Source organism: Bacillus sp. URHA0034, from assembly GCF_056280405.1.
The window spans coordinates 4782206-4806682 of the sequence record NZ_JBWCDK010000002.1 but is presented as its reverse complement, the minus strand read 5'-3'; the positions used below and the strand labels follow the sequence as shown (position 1 = coordinate 4806682).

General features: G+C 38.6%; 31 protein-coding genes. 5 read left to right on the top strand and 26 right to left on the bottom strand.

Annotated features, from left to right (window positions below; all coding sequences use genetic code 11):
• Positions 1 to 58 precede the first annotated feature (58 nt).
• From ACZ9EE_RS25190 to ACZ9EE_RS25175, 4 genes are all read right to left on the bottom strand, one after another.
• Positions 59 to 547: a YpuI family protein gene (locus ACZ9EE_RS25190; protein ID WP_476031362.1), complete on the bottom strand. Its 489-nt coding sequence runs from the start codon at positions 545 to 547 to the stop codon at positions 59 to 61.
• A gap of 28 nt (positions 548 to 575) precedes the next feature.
• A complete protein-coding gene (locus ACZ9EE_RS25185; protein WP_476031361.1) occupies positions 576 to 995 on the bottom strand; it encodes a hypothetical protein in 420 nt (139 codons plus the stop codon).
• 93 nt (positions 996 to 1088) lie between these two features.
• A complete protein-coding gene (scpB, locus tag ACZ9EE_RS25180; RefSeq protein WP_476031360.1) occupies positions 1089 to 1676 on the bottom strand; it encodes an SMC-Scp complex subunit ScpB in 588 nt (195 codons plus the stop codon).
• On the bottom strand, positions 1677 to 2432 hold the full coding sequence (locus tag ACZ9EE_RS25175; protein WP_476033088.1) for a segregation/condensation protein A: 756 nt from the start codon (positions 2430 to 2432) through the stop codon (positions 1677 to 1679). It lies immediately after the preceding gene.
• 210 nt (positions 2433 to 2642) lie between these two features.
• On the opposite strand from ACZ9EE_RS25175, the gene ACZ9EE_RS25170 reads away from it, so the two are divergent.
• Together ACZ9EE_RS25170 and ACZ9EE_RS25165 are read left to right on the top strand one after the other, a co-directional pair.
• The gene (locus ACZ9EE_RS25170) at positions 2643 to 2729 is read left to right on the top strand and encodes a YjcZ family sporulation protein (RefSeq protein WP_160722190.1); all 87 of its coding nucleotides are present in this window, start codon (positions 2643 to 2645) and stop codon (positions 2727 to 2729) included.
• Between the two features lie 158 nt (positions 2730 to 2887).
• Positions 2888 to 3409 carry a DUF309 domain-containing protein gene (locus tag ACZ9EE_RS25165; RefSeq protein ID WP_476031359.1) on the top strand — a complete coding sequence of 174 codons (522 nt, stop codon included), beginning with the start codon at positions 2888 to 2890 and terminating at the stop codon, positions 3407 to 3409.
• 12 nt (positions 3410 to 3421) lie between these two features.
• On the opposite strand, the gene ACZ9EE_RS25160 is transcribed toward ACZ9EE_RS25165, so the two are convergent.
• Entirely contained in the window at positions 3422 to 3772 is a 351-nt protein-coding gene (locus ACZ9EE_RS25160) for a GNAT family N-acetyltransferase (protein ID WP_476031358.1), read from the bottom strand.
• Between the two features lie 486 nt (positions 3773 to 4258).
• On the opposite strand from ACZ9EE_RS25160, the gene ACZ9EE_RS25155 reads away from it, so the two are divergent.
• Positions 4259 to 5122: a DUF1002 domain-containing protein gene (locus ACZ9EE_RS25155; protein ID WP_476031357.1), complete on the top strand. Its 864-nt coding sequence runs from the start codon at positions 4259 to 4261 to the stop codon at positions 5120 to 5122.
• Between the two features lie 76 nt (positions 5123 to 5198).
• Here ACZ9EE_RS25155 and lysA read toward each other — a convergent pair whose 3' ends face one another.
• The 18 genes from lysA to ACZ9EE_RS25065 all read right to left on the bottom strand — a co-directional run bounded on the left by lysA (position 5199) and on the right by ACZ9EE_RS25065 (position 20904).
• A complete protein-coding gene (lysA, locus tag ACZ9EE_RS25150; protein WP_476031356.1) occupies positions 5199 to 6503 on the bottom strand; it encodes a diaminopimelate decarboxylase in 1305 nt (434 codons plus the stop codon).
• Positions 6504 to 6669: 166 nt separating this feature from the next.
• Entirely contained in the window at positions 6670 to 8160 is a 1491-nt protein-coding gene (locus ACZ9EE_RS25145) for a spore germination protein (protein WP_476031355.1), read from the bottom strand.
• Entirely contained in the window at positions 8144 to 8722 is a 579-nt protein-coding gene (gene spoVAEA, locus ACZ9EE_RS25140; protein WP_476031354.1) for a stage V sporulation protein SpoVABEA, read from the bottom strand. Before spoVAEA ends, ACZ9EE_RS25145 begins: the two co-directional genes overlap by 17 nt.
• An 81-nt stretch (positions 8723 to 8803) precedes the next feature.
• The gene (locus ACZ9EE_RS25135) at positions 8804 to 9226 is read right to left on the bottom strand and encodes a stage V sporulation protein AB (RefSeq protein WP_476033087.1); all 423 of its coding nucleotides are present in this window, start codon (positions 9224 to 9226) and stop codon (positions 8804 to 8806) included.
• On the bottom strand, positions 9216 to 9836 hold the full coding sequence (locus tag ACZ9EE_RS25130) for a stage V sporulation protein AA (RefSeq protein WP_476031353.1): 621 nt from the start codon (positions 9834 to 9836) through the stop codon (positions 9216 to 9218). The genes ACZ9EE_RS25135 and ACZ9EE_RS25130 overlap by 11 nt, the downstream gene beginning before the upstream one ends.
• 88 nt (positions 9837 to 9924) lie before the next feature.
• Positions 9925 to 10683, bottom strand: coding sequence for an RNA polymerase sporulation sigma factor SigF (gene sigF, locus ACZ9EE_RS25125; protein ID WP_476031352.1), 759 nt, complete (start codon positions 10681 to 10683; stop codon positions 9925 to 9927).
• A gap of 12 nt (positions 10684 to 10695) precedes the next feature.
• Positions 10696 to 11136 carry an anti-sigma F factor gene (spoIIAB, locus tag ACZ9EE_RS25120; RefSeq protein WP_476031351.1) on the bottom strand — a complete coding sequence of 147 codons (441 nt, stop codon included), beginning with the start codon at positions 11134 to 11136 and terminating at the stop codon, positions 10696 to 10698.
• A complete protein-coding gene (spoIIAA, locus tag ACZ9EE_RS25115) occupies positions 11137 to 11487 on the bottom strand; it encodes an anti-sigma F factor antagonist (protein WP_476031350.1) in 351 nt (116 codons plus the stop codon).
• Between the two features lie 160 nt (positions 11488 to 11647).
• Positions 11648 to 12820 (bottom strand): D-alanyl-D-alanine carboxypeptidase family protein, encoded by a 1173-nt coding sequence (locus tag ACZ9EE_RS25110; RefSeq protein WP_476031349.1) that lies wholly within the window; start codon positions 12818 to 12820, stop codon positions 11648 to 11650.
• 147 nt (positions 12821 to 12967) lie between these two features.
• On the bottom strand, positions 12968 to 14272 hold the full coding sequence (locus ACZ9EE_RS25105; RefSeq protein WP_476031348.1) for a pyrimidine-nucleoside phosphorylase: 1305 nt from the start codon (positions 14270 to 14272) through the stop codon (positions 12968 to 12970).
• Positions 14273 to 14331: 59 nt separating this feature from the next.
• Positions 14332 to 15153 carry a purine-nucleoside phosphorylase gene (locus ACZ9EE_RS25100; protein ID WP_476031347.1) on the bottom strand — a complete coding sequence of 274 codons (822 nt, stop codon included), beginning with the start codon at positions 15151 to 15153 and terminating at the stop codon, positions 14332 to 14334.
• A 14-nt stretch (positions 15154 to 15167) separates the two neighbouring features.
• The gene (deoB, locus tag ACZ9EE_RS25095) at positions 15168 to 16352 is read right to left on the bottom strand and encodes a phosphopentomutase (protein ID WP_476031346.1); all 1185 of its coding nucleotides are present in this window, start codon (positions 16350 to 16352) and stop codon (positions 15168 to 15170) included.
• Between the two features lie 226 nt (positions 16353 to 16578).
• Positions 16579 to 17472: a site-specific tyrosine recombinase XerD gene (xerD, locus tag ACZ9EE_RS25090; protein WP_476031345.1), complete on the bottom strand. Its 894-nt coding sequence runs from the start codon at positions 17470 to 17472 to the stop codon at positions 16579 to 16581.
• 5 nt (positions 17473 to 17477) lie between these two features.
• Positions 17478 to 17705, bottom strand: coding sequence for a YqzK family protein (locus ACZ9EE_RS25085; RefSeq protein WP_476031344.1), 228 nt, complete (start codon positions 17703 to 17705; stop codon positions 17478 to 17480).
• A 122-nt stretch (positions 17706 to 17827) separates the two neighbouring features.
• Positions 17828 to 18289 (bottom strand): ferric iron uptake transcriptional regulator, encoded by a 462-nt coding sequence (fur, locus tag ACZ9EE_RS25080; RefSeq protein ID WP_476031343.1) that lies wholly within the window; start codon positions 18287 to 18289, stop codon positions 17828 to 17830.
• Between the two features lie 108 nt (positions 18290 to 18397).
• Entirely contained in the window at positions 18398 to 19045 is a 648-nt protein-coding gene (spoIIM, locus tag ACZ9EE_RS25075; protein WP_476031342.1) for a stage II sporulation protein M, read from the bottom strand.
• Between the two features lie 144 nt (positions 19046 to 19189).
• Positions 19190 to 20353 carry an endonuclease Q family protein gene (locus ACZ9EE_RS25070; protein ID WP_476031341.1) on the bottom strand — a complete coding sequence of 388 codons (1164 nt, stop codon included), beginning with the start codon at positions 20351 to 20353 and terminating at the stop codon, positions 19190 to 19192.
• The gene (locus ACZ9EE_RS25065; protein WP_476031340.1) at positions 20350 to 20904 is read right to left on the bottom strand and encodes an NUDIX hydrolase; all 555 of its coding nucleotides are present in this window, start codon (positions 20902 to 20904) and stop codon (positions 20350 to 20352) included. Before ACZ9EE_RS25065 ends, ACZ9EE_RS25070 begins: the two co-directional genes overlap by 4 nt.
• Before the next feature lie 75 nt (positions 20905 to 20979).
• On the opposite strand from ACZ9EE_RS25065, the gene mciZ reads away from it, so the two are divergent.
• The gene (mciZ, locus tag ACZ9EE_RS25060) at positions 20980 to 21114 is read left to right on the top strand and encodes a Z-ring formation inhibitor MciZ (protein ID WP_476031339.1); all 135 of its coding nucleotides are present in this window, start codon (positions 20980 to 20982) and stop codon (positions 21112 to 21114) included.
• A 64-nt stretch (positions 21115 to 21178) separates the two neighbouring features.
• Entirely contained in the window at positions 21179 to 22090 is a 912-nt protein-coding gene (locus ACZ9EE_RS25055; protein WP_476031338.1) for an aldo/keto reductase, read from the top strand.
• Positions 22091 to 22307: 217 nt separating this feature from the next.
• Here the strand turns inward: ACZ9EE_RS25055 and ACZ9EE_RS25050 are convergent, their stop codons facing one another.
• From ACZ9EE_RS25050 to ACZ9EE_RS25040, 3 genes are all read right to left on the bottom strand, one after another.
• Entirely contained in the window at positions 22308 to 22562 is a 255-nt protein-coding gene (locus ACZ9EE_RS25050) for a YqkE family protein (protein ID WP_476031337.1), read from the bottom strand.
• A 406-nt stretch (positions 22563 to 22968) separates the two neighbouring features.
• Positions 22969 to 23637, bottom strand: coding sequence for a CoA transferase subunit B (locus ACZ9EE_RS25045; RefSeq protein ID WP_476031336.1), 669 nt, complete (start codon positions 23635 to 23637; stop codon positions 22969 to 22971).
• Positions 23638 to 23659: 22 nt separating this feature from the next.
• On the bottom strand, positions 23660 to 24349 hold the full coding sequence (locus tag ACZ9EE_RS25040; protein ID WP_476031335.1) for a CoA transferase subunit A: 690 nt from the start codon (positions 24347 to 24349) through the stop codon (positions 23660 to 23662).
• Between the last annotated feature and the right edge of the window lie 128 nt (positions 24350 to 24477).

The following is a 24477-nucleotide window of genomic DNA, read 5'->3' as shown; positions in this document are numbered from 1 at the left end:
GTGGACAGTCTTTTGTAAAATATATAAAAATTTTTCAACCCAGTTAAACCATTTATGATTATTTCGATTGAATCATTTTAGTTCGATAATCTGTTTCATAATATTCAAGTTCTTCCCTTATTCTTTGGAAATCACTTTCTAAGCTCTTGATAAGCGCTGATATTTTTTCAGATACATTTCGATAGAATTTGATCGAGTTCCTCCCTGTATAGGCCGAGCGGCTATTTTCAAACCATGCATCATTCTTTGGTGAGAAAAATTCTTCAATACATTGATGATAAATCTTATATAGAGTTTTCTCAGCCGCAGCTTTTTGAAAAGGCTCGCTTTGTAAAATGACTGAGCATGCCTCTAACCCCTCTTCACTATAAACAACCAACTTCCGCATGTTTGCCAGGATTAATTTAACGTAAATTCGGTCTTCTTCATTTTCTACATTTAATTGCGAGATGGTGGTTTCATTTAAAAAATCCTCTAGTGTAGAGATTGATTTTGTTAAGAATTCTTTTACATCATTAAGTTGTGTTTTTACTAAGGTATTTCCCATAATTACCCTCCTAAATTTGCTGTGCTTATTAATGTGATTGCAAAATGAACTCAAGTGGTGAACTGAGTTCAAACTCTTTGTTTTGCTGAATACCTAGAAATACTTCAGGTAATTTATTAAAATTTATATCTTGAAAATAGGAAGCAAATTCGTGCTTAGAATTAATATATAATCTTTTTCGACTGCGAAGTCCCGGATTTTTTAAGAGACAAACAAGTGCAACAATATCCTTAAAATAAACTGCATTGGCTCCTTGATTTATAATAGGATCTTGTTTGTACGGAGTAAACTCTTGAAAGAGCTCATCAAAATACCTTACGTATAAAACATGAAGCGTTTTTTCCTGTCCATCTTCGAAAAACGTAACTTCACTTCTGTTAAAAAAGTCCTCTGAAGTATTTGATTTTTCTTTCTCCAATTCATACCCTTTACACTCTTTGATTAGCAATGTACTCCCTCTCCTTATCAGCTGGCTGCACAATAAAACAAACATTTTTTGAATTTATATTTATTTTAGCATAAATTCCATCAGAAGATTGAGTTAAGAGTTAATTGTTTCCTGAAATTTCTCAAAAAACAAGTCCGCTTCCGCCTGGACATATTCTTCTTCGACTTTTTCTGGTAACTGCGGTAGTTCTTTTAAGTTCTTTAACCCAAAGTAGTCTAAAAATTCTTTTGTTGTTCCATACAAAATAGCACGTCCTGTTCCTTCTGCTCTTCCAACCTCTTTGATTAACACCTTTGCCATTAGGGTATGAAGTGGACGTTCTGTTTTCACTCCACGGATATCCTCAACTTCGGCACGGGTAATCGGTTGTTTATAAGCTATGATCGCCAATGTTTCTAGAGCAGCCTGTGATAAGGCAGAAGTATGAGGAGAATCTACTAATTTTTTTAAATAGGCGGCATTTTCCTTTTTAGTGGCAAGTTGAAATGTACCAGCCATTTGAACAATCATAATGCCCCTTTTATCATCACGGTCATACTCTTGACGCAAATCCTCAATCATTTCACTAGCATGCAGCTCACTTACTTCCAATACCTCAGCAAGTTGTTTTAGGGATAGACCCTCATCTCCGGCGGCAAATAATAGACTCTCTAGTATGCTATTCCAATTAATAATTTCCATCTAATTTGCCCCTTCCTTTACAGCTTCCACAAATATATCCCCAAAATTTTCTTTCTGGTCTACATCTATGACTTTTCTCTTGATTAGTTCCAATACGGCCAGAAAAGTGACTACAATGTGCTCTTTTCCTGGGTAAGGAAACAAGTCATTAAAATTTTTCCTTCCCTGCAATTGCTGTAATTCATTCATTATTTCAGTCATTCTTTTTTCAATCGAAATTTCTTGACGAGCAATCTTTGTTGCCATCGGCCGCTGCAATTTTTTTCTGCGCAAAAGTTTCTGGAAGGCAGCAAGCATATCATACAAAGATACGTTCAATTCTGTCGGTTCAGGCTTGATTTCTTTTGTAAAATCAGAAAGATCACTTGGGGGTTTGGTATACATAAGCCCACGTTCTTCCTCCAAAATTTTCAGGTCATGGGCGGCTTCTTTATATTTTCGGTATTCAATTAAGCGCTCCACCAGCTCATCTCTAGGATCGTCCTCATAAGCGATTTCTGGGTCGGCTTCATTTAACACCTCTTCATGCTTCGGTAAAAGCATTTTACTCTTAATGGCAAGCAATGTTGCAGCCATAACCAAGAACTCACTGGCAACATCTAGCTGCAGTTCATTCATTGTTTGAATATACAGTAAGTATTGCTCTGTAATTTCAGCTACCGGAATGTCATATATATCAATTTCGAGCCGGTTTATCAAATGGAGTAGTAAGTCTAACGGCCCTTCAAATGCATCGATTTTTACCTGATAAGGCATTTTCATTCACCAAAATTCTAAATATAAAATTAGCTTTGTTCACTAGTCTCACTGACTATTATTAGTATAGAGGATTCAAGTTTGTTATCCAATAGAAAATTCAACCTTTAGATGTTAAACACAAGTTAGGGTGTTTGCCCATAACAATGGACAAATACGCTACATATGATGACAAGGAAAAGAAGAAAAATTATCAAGGAGGTCTTTCATATGGATGGCGGATTTGGATCTGGTTTCGCTTTAATCGTCGTTTTATTCATTTTGTTAATTATTGTTGGTGCTTCCTGGGTTTACTAAGAAGTGTGAGAGCTCCGGCAGGATGCATAGTTAGGCAATAAGAATTTGGCAACAAAGGGTCCGTCAATTTGGCGGATCTTTTTTTTACTGTTAAATGGACAAGCCTCATATGTTAAACTAAGCATACACACACTTCATTCGATAAAGAGGTGATTTATTTGTACCCAAAAGAGTATCTCCAATTTTTAGCTCATTTCCATGGTGACAGAGATTATTTTGAGTGCCATGAAATACTTGAAGAATATTGGAAAAAAAACGATGTCAGAAATAAAAACTCCATCTGGGTGGGCCTTATCTTATTAGCAGTTTCGACCTATCATCACCGGAGAAATAACTTTAATGGTGCCAAAAGAACATTAGAAAAAGCGATAAAGATTTTTAAAACACAATCCGATTGTGTGTTAAAGCTTGGAATTGACTCTTTATTGCTTCAAGATTTATTAAAGGAGCGGCTTTCCATTATCACTAATCATCAAAGATATAGTAGTTTTAACTTGCCAATAGCGGATCTAGCTCTATTGGAAATGGCCAAGAGAAATTGCGAGCAGAATGGATTTGTTTGGGGGATGGACAGTGACGTCGCAAATAATCATCTCGTCCATCGACACGTCCTACGGGATCGAACAAGTGTTATGGCAGAAAGAGATCAAGCTGTAAAATTAAGAAAAGGCAACGACTAATCCGTTGCCTTTTTAGCAAACATCACATTTTTCGATAAATGGAGCCGTGTTCTCATTCGAAATAATTACTTTATCTGTATACATTCCTTTTAATGCTTTCACCATTTTTTTCCCTATCCCTTGGAACCGATGTGACGGGTTTACAGAAATATGCTGAATGATAACCTGATTGCCCGAATGATCAAAGAGCACACCGAGCAGCCCAATTATATCTTCTTCCTTCCAAAGAAAAAGCTGCCAATTCTCTTCTGTTTCATATTCCTTCATGGTTAACTGAAGCTTCTTTAAGTCCTTTTCATCCGGCATAAAGGACAATAAACCCATGGCAATCTTTTCGAAAGTCTTCTTGTATCGAATTAACATTTTGATCCCTCATTATATTAAATAAACCGTTTTTCTGTCGGGTTTAACAATAGTATATTTTTTCCCAATCATTAAATAATAAACCTTTATTCATTATATGTAATTTGAATTATAGTGTTTCACTATAGAACATCATACATAAATAATGGGCATTAACCAAATAAAAGTATCCATTATTTACTAGGAACAATAAAAATCCAGTAAATTAATCCCCAGATTACAGTGAGACCAACAAGGATACAAAATAACAACCAGTTACTTTTCATAATAGAAAGTTCCTCCAAAAGCATTCTATCCTGCCACCATTCTACACTATATAACAAAAATAATCTATTCTCTCTTTTAACTGTTCGAGAATGTCCACCAAAGTTTCAAAACTATGAAACTACTAGATAAAAAATTCGTGAATATTAGAAGTTTCGGTTATATTAGAAAAAGAGATTTGATATTTATTTTAAGATTGGTTAAACATCAAGGAGGCATAAAATGAAAAGATTGCTCATTCTTCTACTCATATCACTTATTAGCCTTTATCCTACCCATAGTTTAGCAGACATGGCTGAAGGGGATATGATTGTTACTCTAGGAGAAAATTTAACATCAGAACAAAAAAGTAATTTATTAGCTGAGATGGGAGCACCTGCTGATGTACAAATTGTTACTGTTACAAATCAAGAAGAACATCAATATTTAGGAAAATACATTGCGAAATCTCTTATTGGTACCAAGGCTATTTCCTCATCTGCCATAACCATTTCCTCTAAGGGTGCGGGGATTAAGGTTAAAACAAAGAATATCAACTGGGTTACAGATGAGATGTATGTCAATGCCCTGATTACAGCTGGGGTTAAAGATGCTAACATCTATATTACTGCCCCTATTTCTGTATCTGGAACAGCTGCTTTAACAGGAATTATTAAGGCATATGAAATTTCTGCGGATAAAACAATTCCTGAAGCAGTAAAACAGGCAGCAAATGAAGAAATGGTGGAAACAGCAAAACTAGGCGACTCTATTGGAGATAAGAATGCCGCTGCACTAATTGCAAAAATAAAAGAGGAAATTGCCAAGAATAAGCCAAAAAATGATACAGAATTACGGAACATCATTGAACAAGCTGCTAAAGATTTAAATGTGACCTTATCAGAAGTCGAAATAAACAGGTTAATGGATTTTTTTAATAAGCTGATCGATTTAAATATTGACTGGAACCAGGTTGGCGATCAGCTTAATAAAGCTAAAGATCAAATTTCTAAATTTTTACAATCTGATCAGGGGCAAGGTTTTTTAGAGAAGCTTAAACAATTTTTCATATGGTTGATTGATGCAATAAAATCTATTTTTTCATAAAAATTTAAAATAAAAGCTGCCGCAAAAAATGCGGCAGCTTTTCTAAATGCTAGTAATAATAGCACAAACCTCTAGCTTATTTTAATGGTAAATCCAGGCGGACTAAGTCCTCATAGGATTCTCTTTTCACCACAAGTGTGGCCGTGCCGTTTTCCGCGAATACTACCGCCGGGCGAGGAATCCGGTTATAGTTGTTTGCCATTGAATAACCGTATGCCCCTGTACAAAATACTGCGAGGATGTCTTCTTCCCCAGCTTCCGGCAACGGAAGATCCCATATTAACATATCACCTGATTCACAGCACTTTCCGGCAATAGAGACCGTTTGATTTGCTTTAGCTAATGGTTTGTTAGCGAGCACGGCTTCATATTTCGCTTGATAAAGGGCCGGACGGATGTTATCGCTCATCCCCCCATCAACAGCCAAATATTTCCTAACACCTGGGACATCCTTTGATGAACCAACCTGATATAAAGTAATACCAGCATCACCAACAAGCGAGCGCCCTGGCTCAATCCATATTTCCGGCATTTTTAGGGAATGCTGTTCCGTTAAATGTTTTACTTCGGTAATGATTTCTCGGACATATTGCGCCGGAAGAATTGGTTCATCTTCCTTTGTATAACGGATTCCAAAGCCGCCGCCCAAGTTTAGAACTTTAGCTTCAAAAGAAAGTTGATTTTTCCACTGTTCTAGCTTGTCAACAATTTTTTTTGCTGCCAATAAGAAACCAGTAGTTTCAAATATCTGCGACCCAATATGGCAATGCAGACCAAGAACATCGAAGAATTTATTTTCAATTGCCATTTTTAATGCATCTTCTGCCTGTCCGTTTTGAAGGTCAAAGCCAAATTTTGAATCTTCTTGTCCGGTTAAGATATAATCATGAGTATGTGCTTCTATACCAGGGGTTACCCTTAAAAGAATATTCACAGTTGCATTTTTTTCCCGGCACAGTTCTTTTAACAGATTGAGTTCAAAAAAGTTATCAACGACAATACAGCCAATCTTGTGGTCTAATGCCATCTCCAACTCTTCTCTGCTTTTATTATTTCCGTGAAAATGAATTCTTTCCACCGGAAAACCAGCAACGATAGCAGTATATAACTCCCCTCCAGATACTACATCCAGAGATAATCCCTCTTCCTCGGCCAACTGAATCATTGCTACGGTTGAAAAAGCTTTGCTAGCGTATGCTACCTGGGCAACAACATTTAAATCTTCAAATGTTTGCTTAAACCCCCGTGCTCTTTCTCTCATTAAAGCTACATCATATACATACAGAGGAGTTCCATATTGCCGTGCTAACTCAACGGCATCAACTCCGCCTATTTCTAAATTTCCGTTCTTATTTACACCTGTTGATCCGTAAAAATACATTCCCCTCTCCCTCTCTCCTACTGCGCTACTATAGTCTATGAGACAACCATCAAATAAATAGACAGAATCTGCAAAAGATACTGCCTATTTTTTAATAACTTTAGCCCTTTATTTAAATAAAATAACTTTAGCACAACTTAAATAAAACTGCAATTACAAATAAACATTATTTCTTATTCGCACCTGGCGGCTGCCTGTAACGATTTCGCGGCCGAACAATACTTGGGCGCAGCATGGCGCCTGGAATGGCACGACGAACGAGAATTTGGATAAATCCTTTTGGTTCAAAAGGAAGAAAAGGCCAAAAGTATGGTGTGTTAAAGGCACGCAAATTGACAACAAATAAAAACATCACAGTACTTCCAATCACCAATCCAGGTGTATGGAACAATGCTACCAAAATCATAAGTATCATTCTGGCAATCTTATTTGCTACACCTAATTCATAGCTAGGGGTTGTAAAAGTACCAATTCCTGCCACCGCAACATAAAGGATGACTTCCGGAACGAACAGTCCTACATCTATTGCAATCTGTCCAATCAAAACTGCGGCAATTAAACCCATTGCCGTTGATAACGGGGTTGGAGTATGTATAGCGGCAATTCTTAAAAACTCAATACCAAAATCAGCTAATAGTAATTGAACAACTACCGGAATATTGGTTTGTTTACTCGGTCCAATAAATTCTATATTTTCAGGTAATAGTGACGGTTCCAACACAAATAGTAACCAAAGTGGCAGTAGTATGATAGAAGCTATGATCCCTAAAAATCTTGTCCATCTAACAAAGGTTCCCATTGCCGGGGATTCACGAAATTCTTCAGCGTGCTGAACATGATGAAAATAGGTTGCCGGAGTAATAATGACACTTGGTGATGTATCACAGTAAATAATGACATGACCCTCTAATATATGGGCTGCAGCAACATCTGCTCTTTCCGTATATCTAACCATTGGAAAAGGATTCCATCCTTGTTTTACGATGAATTCCTCAATCGTTTTATCTCCCATCGGAATCCCGTCTACTTGAATCGCTTTAATTTCTTTTCTTAAAATATTTAATAAATCAGCATCTGCGACATCCTCTAAATAGCCGAGTGCTACATCTGTTTTTGACCTCTCGCCTACTTTGATCATTTCAAAACGCAGGCGCTCATCCCGAATTCTTCTTCTCGTTAGCGCCGTATTTAAGATGATATTTTCAACAAACCCATCACGTGAACCCCGAACAACCTTCTCCGTATCCGGTTCTTGAGGAGTCCGCCCGGGATAGCTTCGTACATCAACGGCTAATGCGGTATTTTCACCTTCAATAACGACGACAATCTGACCGGAAAGGACTAAATCCACGAGTTCATCTAATTTATGAATTGGCTGTACGGATTGATTGAGAAGCCGATTATAAATAAGCTTATAAATATCTGTTGCTTGTTTTTTATGGTCATTTAGCTGAACTAATTCTTCTATTAATTCAATGATAAAACGGGTATCACAAAGACCATTACAGTAATATATTTGTACATCTTTCTGGAGAACTTTTAGCTTTCTAACACCTAAGTCAAAACTGACGCCCAGACCGACTCTTTGTTTCATATAATTTTCAATCTCATTTACTGATTCAGGGATCGGCCATTTTTGCTCATTGCTCCTTGACATGAAAGCCACTCCTTTCAAGTATAAGTTCTACAGCCTTTTTGGTGATTGGAGCACCCAATTTATACGAATCGTGCCGAGCCATTTTTCCAATATCTCCTACTCCAACAATAATAGGGATATCTAATTCATCAAGACAATAAACTGTATCCCCATTTATCCTTCCTAGTTCAAGCTCTTGTATTCCATATTTATCAACACCATATGGAGTTAAGTTTCCTTCACGATCAATGCTGACATCGACCCTTGTCCATTCCTCATGTCTGGATCTTGCGGCAACTGCTATGGCCCCTAAAACTTCAATATCCTCATGTGTGGCAACATATTTCAAAGCCGATTCGCCAGCACCTTCCCCCACGATACCACTATCATCAAACATCACTAATACTGGATCATGCGGTGTTTTTTTTATTAACTTCACGATTTCCGGCCCTGATAATTTGGAAGGATTTCCATAGGAACTGGTAATACAACGCCCACCAATCTCTTGGGCTACATGTTCAACAGCCCTTTTTGCATATTCATCACCGTCAGTAACTAAAATGACGTGCCTCCGAATACTCATACTTTGATGTCCCTTCCTAATAAAAGAGTAATGTGGTCGGTCTTATAAATTTAGAGGTGTCAGCAGCCTATTTTCAATTTTTTATTGTTTTATAAAATAGAGCCACTGAAAAATCGACCCAAAAATTTTCCCTAACACGATTGCCATGATTAGAATTATAATTTGTCCATCCAGCCGGATTCTTTTAGTAAGAATGGGAAACACATTTACAACCTCAGTTAACCCTGCGGCCAGCATTCCGACAAACACCCCCCCAGTAAGCCCCAAGGGGATTAAAAAATAGGCAGAGATATGTAGTGCCGGGTCCCTTAAGCTTGCGAACACTCCAGCTAGTACTCCCAACACAACAGCCCATTCATAAAAATGAATCATTCTCATTGACTTCGAAAGCTGTGTCAATCGAGGGATAATCCCTAATACAGTTAAAAATGCAACAAAACCAGCGCCTACCATCAATCCACTTGCAAGACCTATAAAGATTACCGACAGGATTTTAATCGTCATCAATATGCTTCATACTTTCCTTATTTTCATGGATCACTACATAATTATCTAAATCAAGCTGATAGTTAAAAATTTCTACTTCAAGTGGACTCGGTTCTTCATTTAATCGGTGTTTAAACACATGGTTGAAAAAAAGAATCATTCCCAATCCAAGACCAATAGAATAGGGGATTTGGAAGAGCAATGGTTTCACTGCCTTTTTTTCCGTAATGATGGTATATATTTTTTCCTGAACGCTCTGCATACTTACATCATCATGGAAATTCATAATCGTCATCGCTGAACCAAAAAATAATAAAAACCATATGAGGAGAAAAATAGGCAAAGAAACCTCTTTTTTCTTAAAAACCACTTCAACGATGGTTTGAGCCGGACCAATGGATTGAACTTCGGCCTCCTCAATTGTTGTGGTTATCTTCTTGATAATCTCCATCACATCTATGACGATGATATTTCGATCCAACTCTGTTACTTGATAAATCATCATTGATTGTAATTTCATCAGGACCGCTTCTGGGGCAATGATCTGGGCAACATCCTTTAAATAAATCTTTTCTTCTGGTCGGACATGAACACGATGCCGCATGCGGATGTAGATTGTTTTTTCCAAAACATTCACTTCCCACACATTGATTTCCTCATCAATAGTATGGATAAAATTCAATCCTTTCATGTAAGTAAATGAAAAACCGCATGGATCAGAGATCCATGCGGTCCTTCATTTGCTGTAATATCTTTTTCTCAAGCCGGGAAACCTGCACCTGGGAAATCCCCAGCCTTACGGCCACTTCAGATTGGGTTTGATCTTTATAGTATCGCAAATAAACAATTAGTCTTTCTCGTTCATCAAGTTCACGAATTGCTTCTTTTAATGCAATTTTATCAAACCATTTTCCTTCATTGCCATCATCAATTTGGTCTAGTAAGGTGATTGGATCTCCGTCATTTTCATAAACCGTCTCATGAATGGATGATGGTGTCCTGCTCGCTTCTTGGGCAAGGATTACATCCTCTGGTGATAGTTCCAGATGAACTGAAATCTCGTTTACAGTCGGAATTCTTCCAAGCGTTTTCGATAGCTCATCTTTCGCTTTTCGAATTCTATTCCCCATTTCTTTCAATGATCGGCTCACCTTGACAGTCCCATCATCACGAATAAAACGTTGGATCTCACCAATAATCATTGGTACTGCATAAGTGGAAAATTTGACATCATAGGAAAGGTCAAACTTATCAACAGATTTTAATAATCCAATACAACCAATTTGAAATAAGTCATCCGGGTCATAGCCCCTGTTTAGAAAGCGCTGGACAACAGACCAAACAAGACGCATATTTTTTTCAACGATTAAATCTCTAGATTCTTGATCTCCAGCTTGGCTCTTTTTAATGAGCTCTTTTACTTCATGATCCTTTAAGTATGGTTGACTTTTATCGTTCTTGACCTCCACATCCATCGGCAAGTCTCCTTAATTGCAAAGCATCTTGTTAAGTTGTAAATGCTTCCGTAATCTAACCTCGGTTCCGCTGCCTGGCTGTGAATGAACCTCTACCTCATCCATGAAATTTTCCATGATGGTGAATCCCATACCGGACCGTTCCAAATCCGGCTTTGTTGTAAATAATGGCTGACGAGCTTCCTCCACATCTGCTATACCTAAACCAACATCTTTAATTGTCATATCAATTAGACTGTCCTCAATTGTTACCTGAATATAAACGATCCCGCTTGGATCATTTTCATAGCCATGAATAATTGCATTTGTTACAGCCTCTGATACGACTGTTTTAATTTCAGTTAACTCATCCATTGTTGGATCAAGCTGGGCAATAAAAGCGGCGACGGTTACACGGGCAAACGACTCATTTTGACTTAAAGCACTGAATTGAAGATTCATTTCATTCTTCACTCAGGCCACCCCCAATCTTTGCAATGCAAATTCCTCAGTCGGTTCCATTTTGATGATTTTGAATAAACCAGACATATCGAATAATCTTTGTATTGCAGGGGAAATCGCACATACCACCATTTCACCGTGCACTTGCTTTATTTGTTTATATCTTCCTAGAATAACACCTAATCCTGAACTATCCATAAAAGAGAGTTGTTCTAAATTTAAAACAATATGGTGAATATTATTTTTTTCAATAACAGCTGCAGCTTGTTCACGAAGTTCATCCGCTGTGTGATGGTCTAACTCCCCGCTTAAGCGAATGCATAAAACATCGTGTTTGGTTTCCATGTCAATGTTAAGACTCACTATTCCCGTCCTCCTTAATCTGGTATAGTGAGTCAATTCGCTTTTTTATCGAAAATATCCTTCTCTACATACAAAACTAGTCCTTTTTCGCTAAAATTAGAATTGTAGGTTGAAGTTTCGACAATACCAAAAAAGGTATTTTTATTTTTGGGGATGCTGATTATTTTCCAGACTTTGTAAACATTCCAAATGCACGCTTATAAAGCGTCCACCAGCCTGCCTCTTTCACACTCTTGTTAGCTACTAATGGACTTTCAAGAATTACTTTTCCATTCTTGGTTAATTTAATGGTTCCTACCTGATCTCCTTTGGAGATTGGAGCTTTTAGATTTTTTTGTAGAATGACTTTTTGCTTCACATCCTGGGTTTTTTCACCCTTTTTCGTAAGGATGGAAATCGGTTCACTGGTTACTGCTTCAACTTTTTTTTCTTTTCCCTTGCTGACTTTAACCAATCCTATCGTTTGACTTCTTTTAAACATTGGATGTGTTTGATATTGGGCAAAGGCATAGTTTAGCAATTTAGTTACTTGTGCGTTTCTTTCCTTTGAGGTTGGTGCACCAAATACAACAGCAATCACACGCATACCATCTTTTTGGGCTGTCGCTGTTAAGCAATACTTTGCTTCTGCTGTAAAACCTGTTTTTAATCCATCTACTCCCGGATAAAAACGGACTAATTTATTTGTATTTACCAACCAAAATTTTTTTTCCGTATTTTCGCGAAGATACGCTTCGTACCTGCCTGTAAATTTTGTGATATCTTCATATTTAAGCAGTTCTTTTGCCATAATCGCCATATCAGCTGCGGTACTATAGTGGCCGCTGACAGGAAGGCCCGTTGTATTTTTAAAGAATGTATGCTTTAATCCTAGTTCTTTGGCTTTAGCGTTCATCATATCCACAAACGCATCTTCAGAGCCTGCTATTCTTTCAGCCATTGCTACGGATGCATCATTTCCTGAGCCAATCGCAATGCCTCTTAACATTTCCTTTGTTGTCATTTCTTCGCCTGGTTCGAGGAAAATCTGCGAACCTCCCATGGAAGCTGCATACTCACTTGCTCTTACTTTTTCATTCCAGGATAGTTTGCCTTCGTCAATTGCCTCCATAATCAGGAGCATCGTCATAATTTTTGTCATGCTCGCAGGCGGCAGCTCTTGGTTACTATTCTTTTCATATAACACTGTGCCTGTATCTCGTTCAATTAAAATAGCGGATTTAACATTGCTGACAATATCAGTATTCTTTTTCTCTTCAGCAGCAAATGCAGACGGAATCCATAAACTTGTTAGTAAAAAAGATGTCACTAAAAAAGAGACAAATCGTTTCATTCGCATAACCCTCCATTCTTTATAGAATCCATTTTTTCCATTTCGACTTAATTTATACAATTATTTCCTATATTCCCAAATTAAATAAGCTTGTGAAATGAAAAAGGGTGACAGGCACCGTAAACGTGCCTGTCACCCTGTCTATTCCTATTCTGTTATTTCTCCGTGAATAAGGATTGGAGCTTCTATTTTTTCAGCTGTAATCTTAATATTTTCGTAAAGCTTCTGTTTAACTTCGTCTACCTTTTCAAAGTTGCTGTAAATCGTAACGAGGGAGTCCCCTTTTTTCACTTGGTCACCGATTTTCTTTCGTAAGACTAGACCAACTGCTAGATCAATCGTAGATTCTTTTGTCGCTCTCCCTGCACCAAGGATCATAGCTGCTGTTCCAACCTCATCGGCTACAATTTCCGCTACATAGCCATCTTCTTTTGCTTCTAATTCAAACGTATATTTTGCCTGCGGCATGTTTGAAGGGTTATCAACGATAGAGGAATCTCCACCTTGTGAGCTTAAAAAGACTTTAAATTTTTCTAGTGCGGAACCGTCTTTAATAGCGTTCTCAAGCTTGTGGCGGGCCTCTTCTAACGAACTAGCTTTTTCAGCCAAGTAAACCATATGACTTCCAAGGGTTAAACACAATTCAGTTAAATCCTCTGGACCCTCGCCTTTTAGGGTATCAATTGCCTCTTTAACTTCTAGGGCATTTCCAATTGCATAACCAAGCGGCTGGCTCATATCCGAGATAACAGCCATTGTCCTTCTGCCGACATTATTCCCGATTCGTACCATTGCTTTTGCTAACTCCCTCGAATCGTCCAATGTTTTCATAAACGCACCGGCACCCGTCTTCACATCGAGGACAATAGCATCCGCCCCAGCGGCAATTTTTTTACTCATAATCGAGCTTGCTATAAGTGGAATACTGTCGACAGTTGCGGTAACATCCCGTAATGCATAAAGCTTTTTGTCAGCTGGCGTTAAGTTTCCACTCTGTCCAATAACAGCTATTTTATTTTTATTAACTAAATCTATAAATTCTTCGTTTTTTATTTCGACATGGAAGCCTTTAACTGCTTCTAACTTGTCTATCGTTCCACCTGTGTGGCCTAAACCGCGGCCAGACATTTTGGCTATTGGTACACCGACGGCAGCTACAAGAGGGCCAAGAACAAGTGTGGTGGTGTCACCCACGCCGCCTGTAGAGTGCTTATCGACCTTAATCCCTTTAATTTGTGATAAATCAATTTGATCCCCCGATTCAACCATTGCCATTGTTAAATCTGCTCTTTCTCTTTCCGTCATACCTTTGAAATAGATAGCCATTGTTAAAGCACTAATCTGGTAATCAGGAATCGATCCGTCTGTGTACCCGTTAATGATAAATTTTATTTCTTCTGTTAATAATTCTTGTCCATCTCTCTTTTTCTCAATTAAGTCAACCATTCTCATTAAATATCACCACATTTTTCAAGATCATTTTCGAACCCTTTTTATAGGGGGCTTGCGGATTACTGGACCATTCCTTTAACAATTTCATTAATATATAAAAGGAAATCGGCTTTGACTTTTTCTGTAGTTTCAATCACTTCATCATGTGTTAATGGCTGGTCAAGGATACCGGCTGCCATATTAGAAATACAGGAAATTCCCAGAACCTTCATTCCACTGTGACGAGCTACAATCACCTCTGGGACAGTGGACATCCCTACAGCATCTCCGCCTAAAATACGAACCATTCTGATTTCAGCCGGCGTTTCATAAACAGGACCGGGATTACCAAAATAGACGCCTTCTTTGACATTGAGGTTTAGCCTGTCAGCAATATCTCTTGCCATCTTACGTAATTCTTTCGAATAAGCCTCAGAAAGATCAGGGAAACGAACGCCTAGATTAGCATCATTTGGTCCAACCAGAGGATTTGTTCCCATATTATTAATATGGTCTGTGATAATCATTAAATCGCCAGGAGAAAAACTCTCATTCACCCCGCCAGCAGCGTTCGTTACAATTAACATTTCTACACCCATTTCTTTCATAACACGAACTGGGAATGTTACTTTATCCATACTGTAGCCTTCATAGAAATGAAATCTGCCTTGCATAGCCACAACCTCTACTCCATTTAACTGACCGAAAACTAATTGTCCAGCATGACCTTCTACTGTTGAGACAGGAAAATCTGGTATTTGGTTGTAGGGGATTTTAACCGGATTTTCGATGTCATCCGCTAGGACACCAAGACCTGAACCTAGTATTAGACCCAATTTTGGTGTTGTCTGATATTTCCCCTTTAAAAAGTGAGCTGCATTATGGATGCTGTCAATATTCATTTTTATCCCTCTCTTTATTTCAATTCATTTAAGAAGCTTTTGCCGTAGTTAGGCAACTTAACATGGAAGTTGTCAGCAACTGTCGCACCAAGGTCTGCAAATGTTTCCCTTAATGGAAGTTCCTTCCCCCCGTTCATACTCTTTGAGTAGACAAGTAATGGGACGTATTCACGCGTATGATCTGTCCCTGGGGCAATAGGGTCATTTCCATGGTCGGCTGTGATCATTAACAGATCATCGTCCTTCATTTTTGCAAACACTTCAGGCAGGCGGGCATCGTATTCCTCAAGTGCCTTTCCATAGCCTTCTGGATCACGGCGATGACCGAATAATGCATCAAAATCAACCAAATTTAAGAAGCTGATACCTGTGAAATCCATATCAAAGGTTTCAACCAGCTTATCCATTCCATCCATATTGGATACCGTTCTGAGAGATTTTGTTACCCCTTCACCATCGTAAATATCAGAAATCTTACCAATCGCAATGACATCAAAACCTGCGTCTTTTAACTCACTCATAACAGTTCGATCAAAAGGTTTTAAAGCATAATCATGACGATTTGGGGTACGCTTAAAGTTGCCTGGTTCACCTAAAAATGGCCGTGCAATAACACGTCCTACCATATATTTTTCATCAAGTGTCAATTCACGAGCGATCTTACAAATTTTATACAACTCTTCAAGCGGGATTATTTCTTCATGTGCGGCAATTTGAAGAACAGAATCTGCAGAAGTATAGACTATTAATGCCCCTGTTTTCATATGCTCCTCGCCAAGCTCATCTAGTATTTCTGTTCCACTTGCAGGTTTATTTCCAATAATCTTTCTGCCTGTTTGTTTTTCTAATTCTGCAACAAGCTCATCCGGGAAACCTTCCGGGAAAACACGGAAAGGCGTTTGAATGTTAAGGCCCATAATTTCCCAATGACCTGTCATCGTATCCTTTCCGTTTGAAGCCTCCATCATTTTTGTATAGTAAGCTAAGGGGTTTTCTGCTTTATTGATTCCTTTAATCTCGCGAATATTGCTTAATCCCAATAGTCCCATATTTGGCATATTCAGACCATGCATTCTTTCGGCTATATGACCAAATGTATCTGCACCTTTGTCTCCAAATTTCTCAGCATCTGGTGCTTCCCCGATTCCAACCGAATCCATTACGATGATAAATATACGTTTGTATGTATTTGCAGTCATACACTACTACCTCCTTTGGCATCGAAAACGTTTGCAAACAAGAATCAGACAGCTATAGGTTGTCCTCTTAAAAATAGATTTATGAAAGTGATTGATTTATTCATTCGTCAGAAGTCTGACATCTATATTTTACTCCAAGTTTTTAAAAATACAAGAAAAAAGCCGCCAAAATTCAGGACGACTTTTTACACTTTTGTGAATAAAGCCTGTTAAGGCTATTATTCTATTAAGCTCGGGGATGAAATCTAGTATAAACATCCATGATTCTTGATTTTGAAACATTGGTATATATTTGTGTTGTGGATATATCTGCATGTCCTAACATCTCTTGAACCGCCCTTAAATCGGCACCATTCTCAAGCAGATGTGTGGCAAAAGAATGGCGAAGGGTATGAGGAGTGAGTTCTTTATTAATGCCAGCTTCACGTGCCAGTTTTTTTAATATTTTCCAAAAACCTTGTCTTGTTAATCGATGCCCTTGATGATTTAAGAAAAATGCATCATCCTTGTGCTTCTCCGTAACAAAATGAGATCTACCATTTTCTAAATATTGCTTTACTGCAGTCAAAGCCGTTTTTCCGATTGGAATAATCCGCTCTCTGCTTCCTGTTCCGATGCAACGAATAAACCCAAGTGTTAAATGAACATCGTCTTTTTCCAAAGCTATTAACTCACTTACCCGGATACCTGTTGCATATAAGAGCTCCAGCATGGCCTTGTCCCTTAAACCGAAGTGATCATTTGGGATGGGTGCATTTAACAGTTGCTCTACTTCCACTAAGCTCAAAACCTTTGGAAGAGCTCTTTCCGATTTAGGAGTTTCGATCAGAACGGAAGGGTCCCCCTCTGCTGCCTTTTCTCTTAGTAAGAATTGATGAAACGCTCGAATAGAGGCAATATGTCTTGCCAACGTTTTTGATGATTTTCCTTGGTCCTTTAAAAAATTTAAAAAATGGATAATATGAATACGCTGAATCTCATTAAAGGACTGAATGACTTCCACACTTTTTAAATAGTGAAGGTAGCTCTTCAAATCTCGTTCATACGAAATAATCGTATTCTTAGCCAACCCTTTTTCTACTATTAAGTAATCCAAAAAAGCTTTTAATTGGTTTTCCATTACGATTACTCCCCATTTAAATAAAACAACATCAGCCGGTCTATCACTGATGAACTGTCTTCCTTCACCGCATTTGAAACCTTTAACGCAGATCCTTCCGGCTCATCATAGCGATGATAATTTTGATATTCTTCAGATACCCACATGATACCATAATAAAAGAGAATCGTGCACCCAGTGAAAATGATAAACACCTTTAATGTTTGGAACGCCACTTTAAAAAAAGAGACCATTTAACTTCCTCCAATACTACTTTCTATTAAAAGGTATGCCAAAATGGACAAAATATATACCTGGTTGGGAGTTGACACAAAAGAAAAAAGTCCTTTCAATGAAAGAGACTTTTGGTTTCATATTATTCAGTTTCCTCTTCTTCATCCTTATCCAGGCAGCGATGACAGATTCCATGAAAGGTTAGGCGATGGTCTTTTATTTTAAAGTTCCATCTACTCTCAACAACAGCTTCCACATCTTCTAGTAAATCCTCTTGGATTTCATCAACAGCACCGCATTCAATACAAACAAGATGGTGGTGAAAATGGGCTGCTCCTTCTTGACGAAGGTCATAACGTGAGACTCCATCACCAAAATTTATTTTATCGACAATTTTTAATTCCGTTAGCAATTCCAATGTTCGATAAACAGTTGCTAAACCAATCTCAGGCGATTTTTCTTTTACGAGGAGGTACACATCTTCTGCACTTAAATGATCCTCTTCATTTTCTAACAAAACTCGAACGGTTGCTTCACGCTGAGGAGTTAATTTATAACTCGCTGAATGCAACTGTTTCTTAATTCTCTCAATTCTAGTTTCCATCCTGAAGGCCCTCCCTCGCCACTGTTAATTTTCATTATAACAGATGAAGAAAGAGATTCAAAATAAAATTATTATAAATAAGACTCAATAATAATTACCAAGTAATAATTATTTTAATGCAACCGAGCTTATGATACTTTTCATTAACCATGGTGACAAATACGCTTCCACTCCTGAGGCCGCGGAAATAAATAGTACAGCGGCGATTAAGGCCACAATATAACGTTTAAAAAACGGCATGATTGGCGAAGCATATTTCTTCATAAATTGACGTTTAATCATCCTCATTGAAAAAATGACTGAGAATGCTGCCATCAAAATAAACACTGGAATAATAATCAGATTCTGCGGAAGTATGGACGCAAATGCTAACAGAAAGCCTTTCCAGCCCATTTGACTGACTAAGAATCCCACGGTAAAACCTACAACCATTCCTTTAAGGAATAGGAGAATTAATATTATCGGAAGGCCAATAATCGAGATTCCTAAAATCCACATAAGGCCAATAAATTTACTGTTGTGTAAAAAGCTTTGCAAAAATAAATCGTTGTCGTCTGTTACCGTTCCATCGGAAACTTGGCCAAAAAATTGGGATAAATAATAGAATAAATCTTCCTTTTGGGTAATGCTCATGCTATTGACGACTATTGCTCCAAAGATTACTCCCATTAAAAATAAAACAACAATAAACAAAAAGATTGAGGAATGTTCACGAAAATAACTGGCGGCATCTGACTGGTACAATCGTTTTTTCATCTTAAATTTCCTCCTACTACGAAAGGTCGATTAGTACAGTCTATGCTAAACTAGTTATTCTATGACGAAAATTAATAGATTTATCTATCAGGTTGATGGCATGTTAACCATAAAAAAACCGGCAGTTTAATGGCTGCCGGGGATTTAATCTGCAATTTTTCCATACTTGCCGCCGCCTCCGGCTGCAAGATTAATGCTTCCTTCTCTTGCTTTCAGAATGAGCCCCGCAATTTTAGCGGGTACCACATCAGTTAATGCTTCATATGGAACTTCATGCAATATCGCCATTTCACTGCCAAAATGATTGACCAGCTTTTCCAACAAGCGCGGACCTAATCCAGGAATGAATTCAAGCGGTACCTGATGGACGTATGGCGGGCGCCCAATCGGGCTGGCATCCGCGGTCTTCAACTCCAGGATTCGGTCTGCCACACCTTTAATAATTTTATTTTTTCCGCAAAGATTACATATTTGATCGTCAGAGGTTAGTGGATTAAGACATTCCGCACAGACTGTTTTATGATATTTACCCAATAAGGGATCGAGACCATAATTAGCAATAATGTGGCGTCCATCTTCCCCTTTTAATGCTTTATGTAATTCTAAAAAAGTTGGCTCCTTCATGGCCATCACCTGATATTCACGAGCGATTTTTGCCAGTGAGTGGGCATCAGAGTTGGTTACAAACGTATATTTGTGAAGCTCTCCTAATTGGTCTGCCATTTGTGTATCCGAGCTTAACCCCAGTTCAATTCCATCGATCAAATCCGGGTCTAAAACCTCGGTCAGCGACTTATGTACCCCTTTGCCATATAAACTTTTGAAAGGAGTAAACACATGGGCTGGAATGAAAATACCTCCTAAGTCTTTGACTTTTTTTTGTAACACCCGACCTGTTACATAAATCCGCTGCGAACTCAGTTGAATGTTTTTCAAATGTCCTGTAAGCCAGGAAGAAAACTCCCGCATAATCGTTAGATTAGGAAAAAACATAAGCAGGTGAATGGGACCATTTGACTGCTCATCATAAATCTCCAATTCTGAGCCGGGAATAACCGTTAAATCTCCGAAAACCAAACCACCGTCGGGATGTTCATTGATTTCACCGCTTTGAATAAGGCTCTCCATTTCCAAGATCACTTCTGGTGAATGACTGTCAATGATTCCTACCATATTTAGTCCCTTTTCATGCCTGGCATGTTCAATAATATTGGTAAATGTCAGCGATTTTGCACCAGTAATTTTAACCGGTTTTCCTGTCCAGGTCCGACCAATATGAATGTGTAGATCCACAAAATAGCGGTTCATTTATGTTTCAACGCCTCTTGTAATTGTAAGTATTGTACAGCAAAAATGGTTTTTGCATCAAAAATCTTTTGTTCTGATATATAGGATTGGGCTTCTTCAAGAGTTAATTCTTCTAGATTAACAAACTCATCTTCATCAAGTCCTGCTGCATCTTCTTTTTTAGTAAGTCCTTTTGCGAAGTACACGTGGACGATTTCATCCGCAAATCCTGGTGAGGTATAGAAAGATGTTACCAGTTCCAAGCTGCTGCATTCATAACCGGTTTCTTCCTCTAATTCTCTCCGGGCACAATATTCCGGATTTTCCCCTTTTTCGAGTTTGCCAGCGGGTATTTCAACAATCGTTCTTTCTAATGCCTTACGATATTGTTCCACCATAACAACCTTATTTTCATCCGTAACGGCTATAATGGCGACAGCTCCCGGGTGTTTGATGATTTCCCGTTTTGACTGTTTTCCATTTGGAAGCTCGACATCCTGTAAATGAAGGCTGATAATCCTTCCCGAAAATATTTCTTCACTTTTTATTGTTTTCTCAGTAAGATTGTTCATTACCGTCAACTCCTGTTCTATTCCGTAAAGACATACGTATACATTTTACCATACTTTAATTGGAGGGGTATGGTCATGAAGGTGTATACCCGAGAGCAGGGAATTACTCTTGTAGGCAAGGCTTGGGAAATCATGCAGAAATTGAAAGAGTATAACAAGGATTATGTTTTTATTTCTGAATGGATTAAAGATGTATCGCAAAAAAAGTAGCTTCCATTTGTAGTCTGCCCAATTGTTTATTAATATTAAAGGAAAGGAGCAGGAGGGTTTTATAATGAAGAAAAGAAAACTAGGTCATTCCGATTTGTACGTTACGGAACTCGGCCTCGGCTGTATGTCGATCGGAACAGAGGAGAAAACTGCAAGATCGATCATCGAGGCGGCACTTGAGGAAGGGATTAATTATTTTGATACTGCCGATCTCTATGATTTTGGCGAAAATGAGAAAATCGTGGGACAGGCATTAAAAGCAGTCCGAGAAAATGTCATCCTTGCAACAAAGGTAGGAAACCGATGGAAGCCTGATCAAACTAGCTGGACGTGGGATGCTTCAAAAGCCTATATTAAGGAAGAAGTAAAAAATAGTTTAAAGCGTCTCGGAACTGACTATATCGATTTATATCAACTCCATGGCGGAACAATTGAAGACCCGATTGATGAAACGATTGAAGCGTTTGAGGAATTAAAGGCGGAAGGATTTATTCGTTATTATGGCATCTCGTCGATTCGCCCCAATGTCATCCGTGAATATATTAACAAATCTAGTATTGTCTCCGTGATGATGCAATACAGCATGTTAGATCGGAGACCGGAAGAAGAAGCTTTACCACTTTTACATGAACATGGGATCAGCGTTGTGACACGCGGGCCGCTTGCTAAAGGCCTTCTTAGTGATAAATTGCTGAGTAAAGCTTCTGAAAAAGGCTATCTTGATTACAGTTATAATGAATTAAATGATATTTTACCTCGCTTGAAAGAAAAACTTGGGCATGATCGTTCATTTACAGAGGTTGCACTTCGATATAATTTAGCAAACCCTGCTGTGGCTTCGGTTGTTGCTGGAGCCAGCAGCCCGGAACAGATTAAGAGTAATGCTGCGGCGGTAAGAAGTACTCCGCTGACCGAGGAGGAAGTGTTGGTCATTAAGGACTTAACAAAGCCCAGTATTTATAAGGAACACAGATAAAAGGAGAGCATCAAGCTCTCCTTTTTTATTTGCCTCTGTTAAATATTTCTGTTGATTTCCGCTCCAGGCGCTCGCTTTCCGCGGGCGTGCCGGGGAGCCTCCTCGGCGATGAAAGCGCCTGTGGGGTCTCCCCTGCCCCGTACTCCCGCAGGAGCCGAGCGCCTTCCGCTCCAATCAACAGAGTTATAACAAACACAATATCGTTTAACAAAGCCTTTTATTTGAATTCTTTCCAATTCATACCGCTCTCGTTTAGTAGTTCTGCAAATGATTTGTTCTTTTCTTTTAATCTTCGTTCTTCTCGTTTTCTTTGCTCTTCTTCTTCTTTCTTTCTATCTTCTTCAGCCTTTAACTGGTCTTGTTGCGCTTTTAACTGCTTCATTAAGTCTGGATTAATCAGATCTTTCAGTGTTACTGCAGCATCTTCCTTTTTTGGTTTAGATTGATTGGTTTGTCTTTTTTGCTTTTTCATTCTAAACTCCTCCATATTAAAAATCTTATACTATTATACCATTTCTTAAAACGCTCCTGACAATAAAAAACAGGCTGTGCCCGCGAGAGCACTGAAAAAGCCCCTTAAATTTTAGTTCTGTAGGTAATTTGTCTGTTGATTTCCGCTCCAGGCGGCTTCGCTTTCCGCGGGCGTGCCGGGGAGCACCTTGGCGCTAGCGCCTGCGGGGTCTCCCCTGTCCCGTACTCCCGCATGAGTCTTCGCCGCCTTCCGCTCCAATCAACAGAGTTCTTTTACTTAGTCTAAATTAAAAAAGGTATAATCTCTCAACATTAAGAGAAATTATACCTTTTTTGTTGTTACTTTAAGATTCTTAACAAACTGACGGTTTTTCAGTGCCCTAGTGCCCGCCAGCCTGTTTGTATGATTAATAAGCATCCAATATAACATTTTGGTCGACATTTAGTTTGGCCTCTGTTGACTTAACAACCTCTTCCACGGTATACCCACTTGCCACTTCTACAAGTCTTAACCCTGAATCGGTCACATCCATTACCGCACGCTCTGTGATAATTCGATTCACTACACCTTTTCCGGTTAGCGGTAATGTACATTGTTTTAATATCTTTGATTCACCTTTTTTGTTGACATGCTCCATAATAACAATGATTTTCTGTGCCCCATGGACAAGGTCCATAGCGCCGCCCATTCCTTTAATCATTTTTCCTGGAATCATCCAGTTGGCCAAATCCCCTGTTTCCGATACTTCCATTCCACCGAGGATTGCCAAATGGACATGCCCCCCGCGAATCATTGCGAATGATTCGGCACTATCAAAATAGGCTGCCCCACTAATGGCCGTGACTGTTTCTTTCCCTGCATTAATTAAATCTGGATCGACTTCTTCTTCATGCGGATAAGGGCCTATCCCAAGAAGACCGTTTTCTGATTGCAAGACAACTTGCTTATTCTCTGCTATATAATTGGCAACGAGGGTGGGCATACCAATTCCAAGGTTTACATAATAGCCATTCTCGATCTCCTTTTCTGCCCTTATTGCAATTCTTTCTCTAACATTGGCTTTATCATTTGCCATCACTTTTACTCCTTCCCCCACTCTATTTTTTTACAGTTAATCTTTCTATACGTTTTTCTTGTTTTCCCTCAATAATCGTCTGAACATAAATACTTGGTGTATGAATGAAATTAGGATCCAGTTCGCCTATTTCGTAAAGCGCTTCCACTTCTGCGATTGTTACTTTTCCCGCAGCTGCAATCATCGGATTAAAGTTTCGGGCCGTTTTGTGATAAACGAGATTTCCCATCTTATCGCCTTTCCATGCCCTTACGAGGCTAAAATCAGCTGTCAGTGCCTCTTCTAACAGATATTCGCGCCCATTAAACAACTTTGTTTCTTTCCCATCTGCAATGGGTGTCCCTACCCCTGCAGGAGTATAAAAGGCTGGAATACCAGCACCACCGGCCCGAATTTTTTCAGCTAGTGTTCCTTGAGGAGTTAATTCTACTTCCAATTCTCCTGTTAATACCTGTCTTTCAAACTCTTTATTTTCACCAACATAGGAGCCTATCATTTTTTTTATTTGTTTATTATTTAATAGAAGACCTAAGCCCCATTCATCAATCCCGCAATTATTTGAAATGACGGTTAAATCCTTCACTCCCTTATCGGCTAAAGCTAATATTAGATTTTCTGGAATGCCGCATAAACCAAATCCGCCAACCATCAATGTTGACCCATCCTGGATATCGGCAACTGCCTCTTGGAAGGACGTACAAATTTTCTTCATCCTTTCTCTCTCCCCTTTAAGTAATGTTTCACTAACACCTTACAATCCCTTAATTCTTACTACTTCTACTTTTTCGTTAAAAATTCCTCTAATTTTGTCAAAATTCCATTAACTATTGCTTTTCAGAA

Coding starts and splice junctions, on each gene's coding strand:
- ACZ9EE_RS25045 (WP_476031336.1), bottom strand. CDS start 23,637: ATGGCAAATGATAAAGCCAATGTTAGAGAAAGAATTGCAATAAGGGCA.
- spoIIM (WP_476031342.1), bottom strand. CDS start 19,045: ATGAAAAAACGATTGTACCAGTCAGATGCCGCCAGTTATTTTCGTGAA.
- ACZ9EE_RS25055 (WP_476031338.1), top strand. CDS start 21,179: ATGAAGAAAAGAAAACTAGGTCATTCCGATTTGTACGTTACGGAACTC.
- ACZ9EE_RS25110 (WP_476031349.1), bottom strand. CDS start 12,820: ATGAAACGATTTGTCTCTTTTTTAGTGACATCTTTTTTACTAACAAGT.
- sigF (WP_476031352.1), bottom strand. CDS start 10,683: ATGGATGTGGAGGTCAAGAACGATAAAAGTCAACCATACTTAAAGGAT.
- xerD (WP_476031345.1), bottom strand. CDS start 17,472: ATGGAAAACCAATTAAAAGCTTTTTTGGATTACTTAATAGTAGAAAAA.
- ACZ9EE_RS25170 (WP_160722190.1), top strand. CDS start 2,643: ATGGATGGCGGATTTGGATCTGGTTTCGCTTTAATCGTCGTTTTATTC.
- lysA (WP_476031356.1), bottom strand. CDS start 6,503: ATGTATTTTTACGGATCAACAGGTGTAAATAAGAACGGAAATTTAGAA.
- ACZ9EE_RS25175 (WP_476033088.1), bottom strand. CDS start 2,432: ATGCCTTATCAGGTAAAAATCGATGCATTTGAAGGGCCGTTAGACTTA.
- mciZ (WP_476031339.1), top strand. CDS start 20,980: ATGAAGGTGTATACCCGAGAGCAGGGAATTACTCTTGTAGGCAAGGCT.
- ACZ9EE_RS25190 (WP_476031362.1), bottom strand. CDS start 547: ATGGGAAATACCTTAGTAAAAACACAACTTAATGATGTAAAAGAATTC.
- ACZ9EE_RS25135 (WP_476033087.1), bottom strand. CDS start 9,226: ATGACGATTAAAATCCTGTCGGTAATCTTTATAGGTCTTGCAAGTGGA.
- deoB (WP_476031346.1), bottom strand. CDS start 16,352: ATGACTGCAAATACATACAAACGTATATTTATCATCGTAATGGATTCG.
- ACZ9EE_RS25155 (WP_476031357.1), top strand. CDS start 4,259: ATGAAAAGATTGCTCATTCTTCTACTCATATCACTTATTAGCCTTTAT.
- scpB (WP_476031360.1), bottom strand. CDS start 1,676: ATGGAAATTATTAATTGGAATAGCATACTAGAGAGTCTATTATTTGCC.
- fur (WP_476031343.1), bottom strand. CDS start 18,289: ATGGAAACTAGAATTGAGAGAATTAAGAAACAGTTGCATTCAGCGAGT.
- spoVAEA (WP_476031354.1), bottom strand. CDS start 8,722: ATGAGTATTCGGAGGCACGTCATTTTAGTTACTGACGGTGATGAATAT.
- ACZ9EE_RS25160 (WP_476031358.1), bottom strand. CDS start 3,772: ATGTTAATTCGATACAAGAAGACTTTCGAAAAGATTGCCATGGGTTTA.
- ACZ9EE_RS25065 (WP_476031340.1), bottom strand. CDS start 20,904: ATGAACAATCTTACTGAGAAAACAATAAAAAGTGAAGAAATATTTTCG.
- ACZ9EE_RS25050 (WP_476031337.1), bottom strand. CDS start 22,562: ATGAAAAAGCAAAAAAGACAAACCAATCAATCTAAACCAAAAAAGGAA.
- ACZ9EE_RS25070 (WP_476031341.1), bottom strand. CDS start 20,353: ATGAACCGCTATTTTGTGGATCTACACATTCATATTGGTCGGACCTGG.
- ACZ9EE_RS25040 (WP_476031335.1), bottom strand. CDS start 24,349: ATGAAGAAAATTTGTACGTCCTTCCAAGAGGCAGTTGCCGATATCCAG.
- ACZ9EE_RS25105 (WP_476031348.1), bottom strand. CDS start 14,272: ATGAGAATGGTTGACTTAATTGAGAAAAAGAGAGATGGACAAGAATTA.
- ACZ9EE_RS25100 (WP_476031347.1), bottom strand. CDS start 15,153: ATGAATATTGACAGCATCCATAATGCAGCTCACTTTTTAAAGGGGAAA.
- ACZ9EE_RS25145 (WP_476031355.1), bottom strand. CDS start 8,160: ATGTCAAGGAGCAATGAGCAAAAATGGCCGATCCCTGAATCAGTAAAT.
- ACZ9EE_RS25085 (WP_476031344.1), bottom strand. CDS start 17,705: ATGGTCTCTTTTTTTAAAGTGGCGTTCCAAACATTAAAGGTGTTTATC.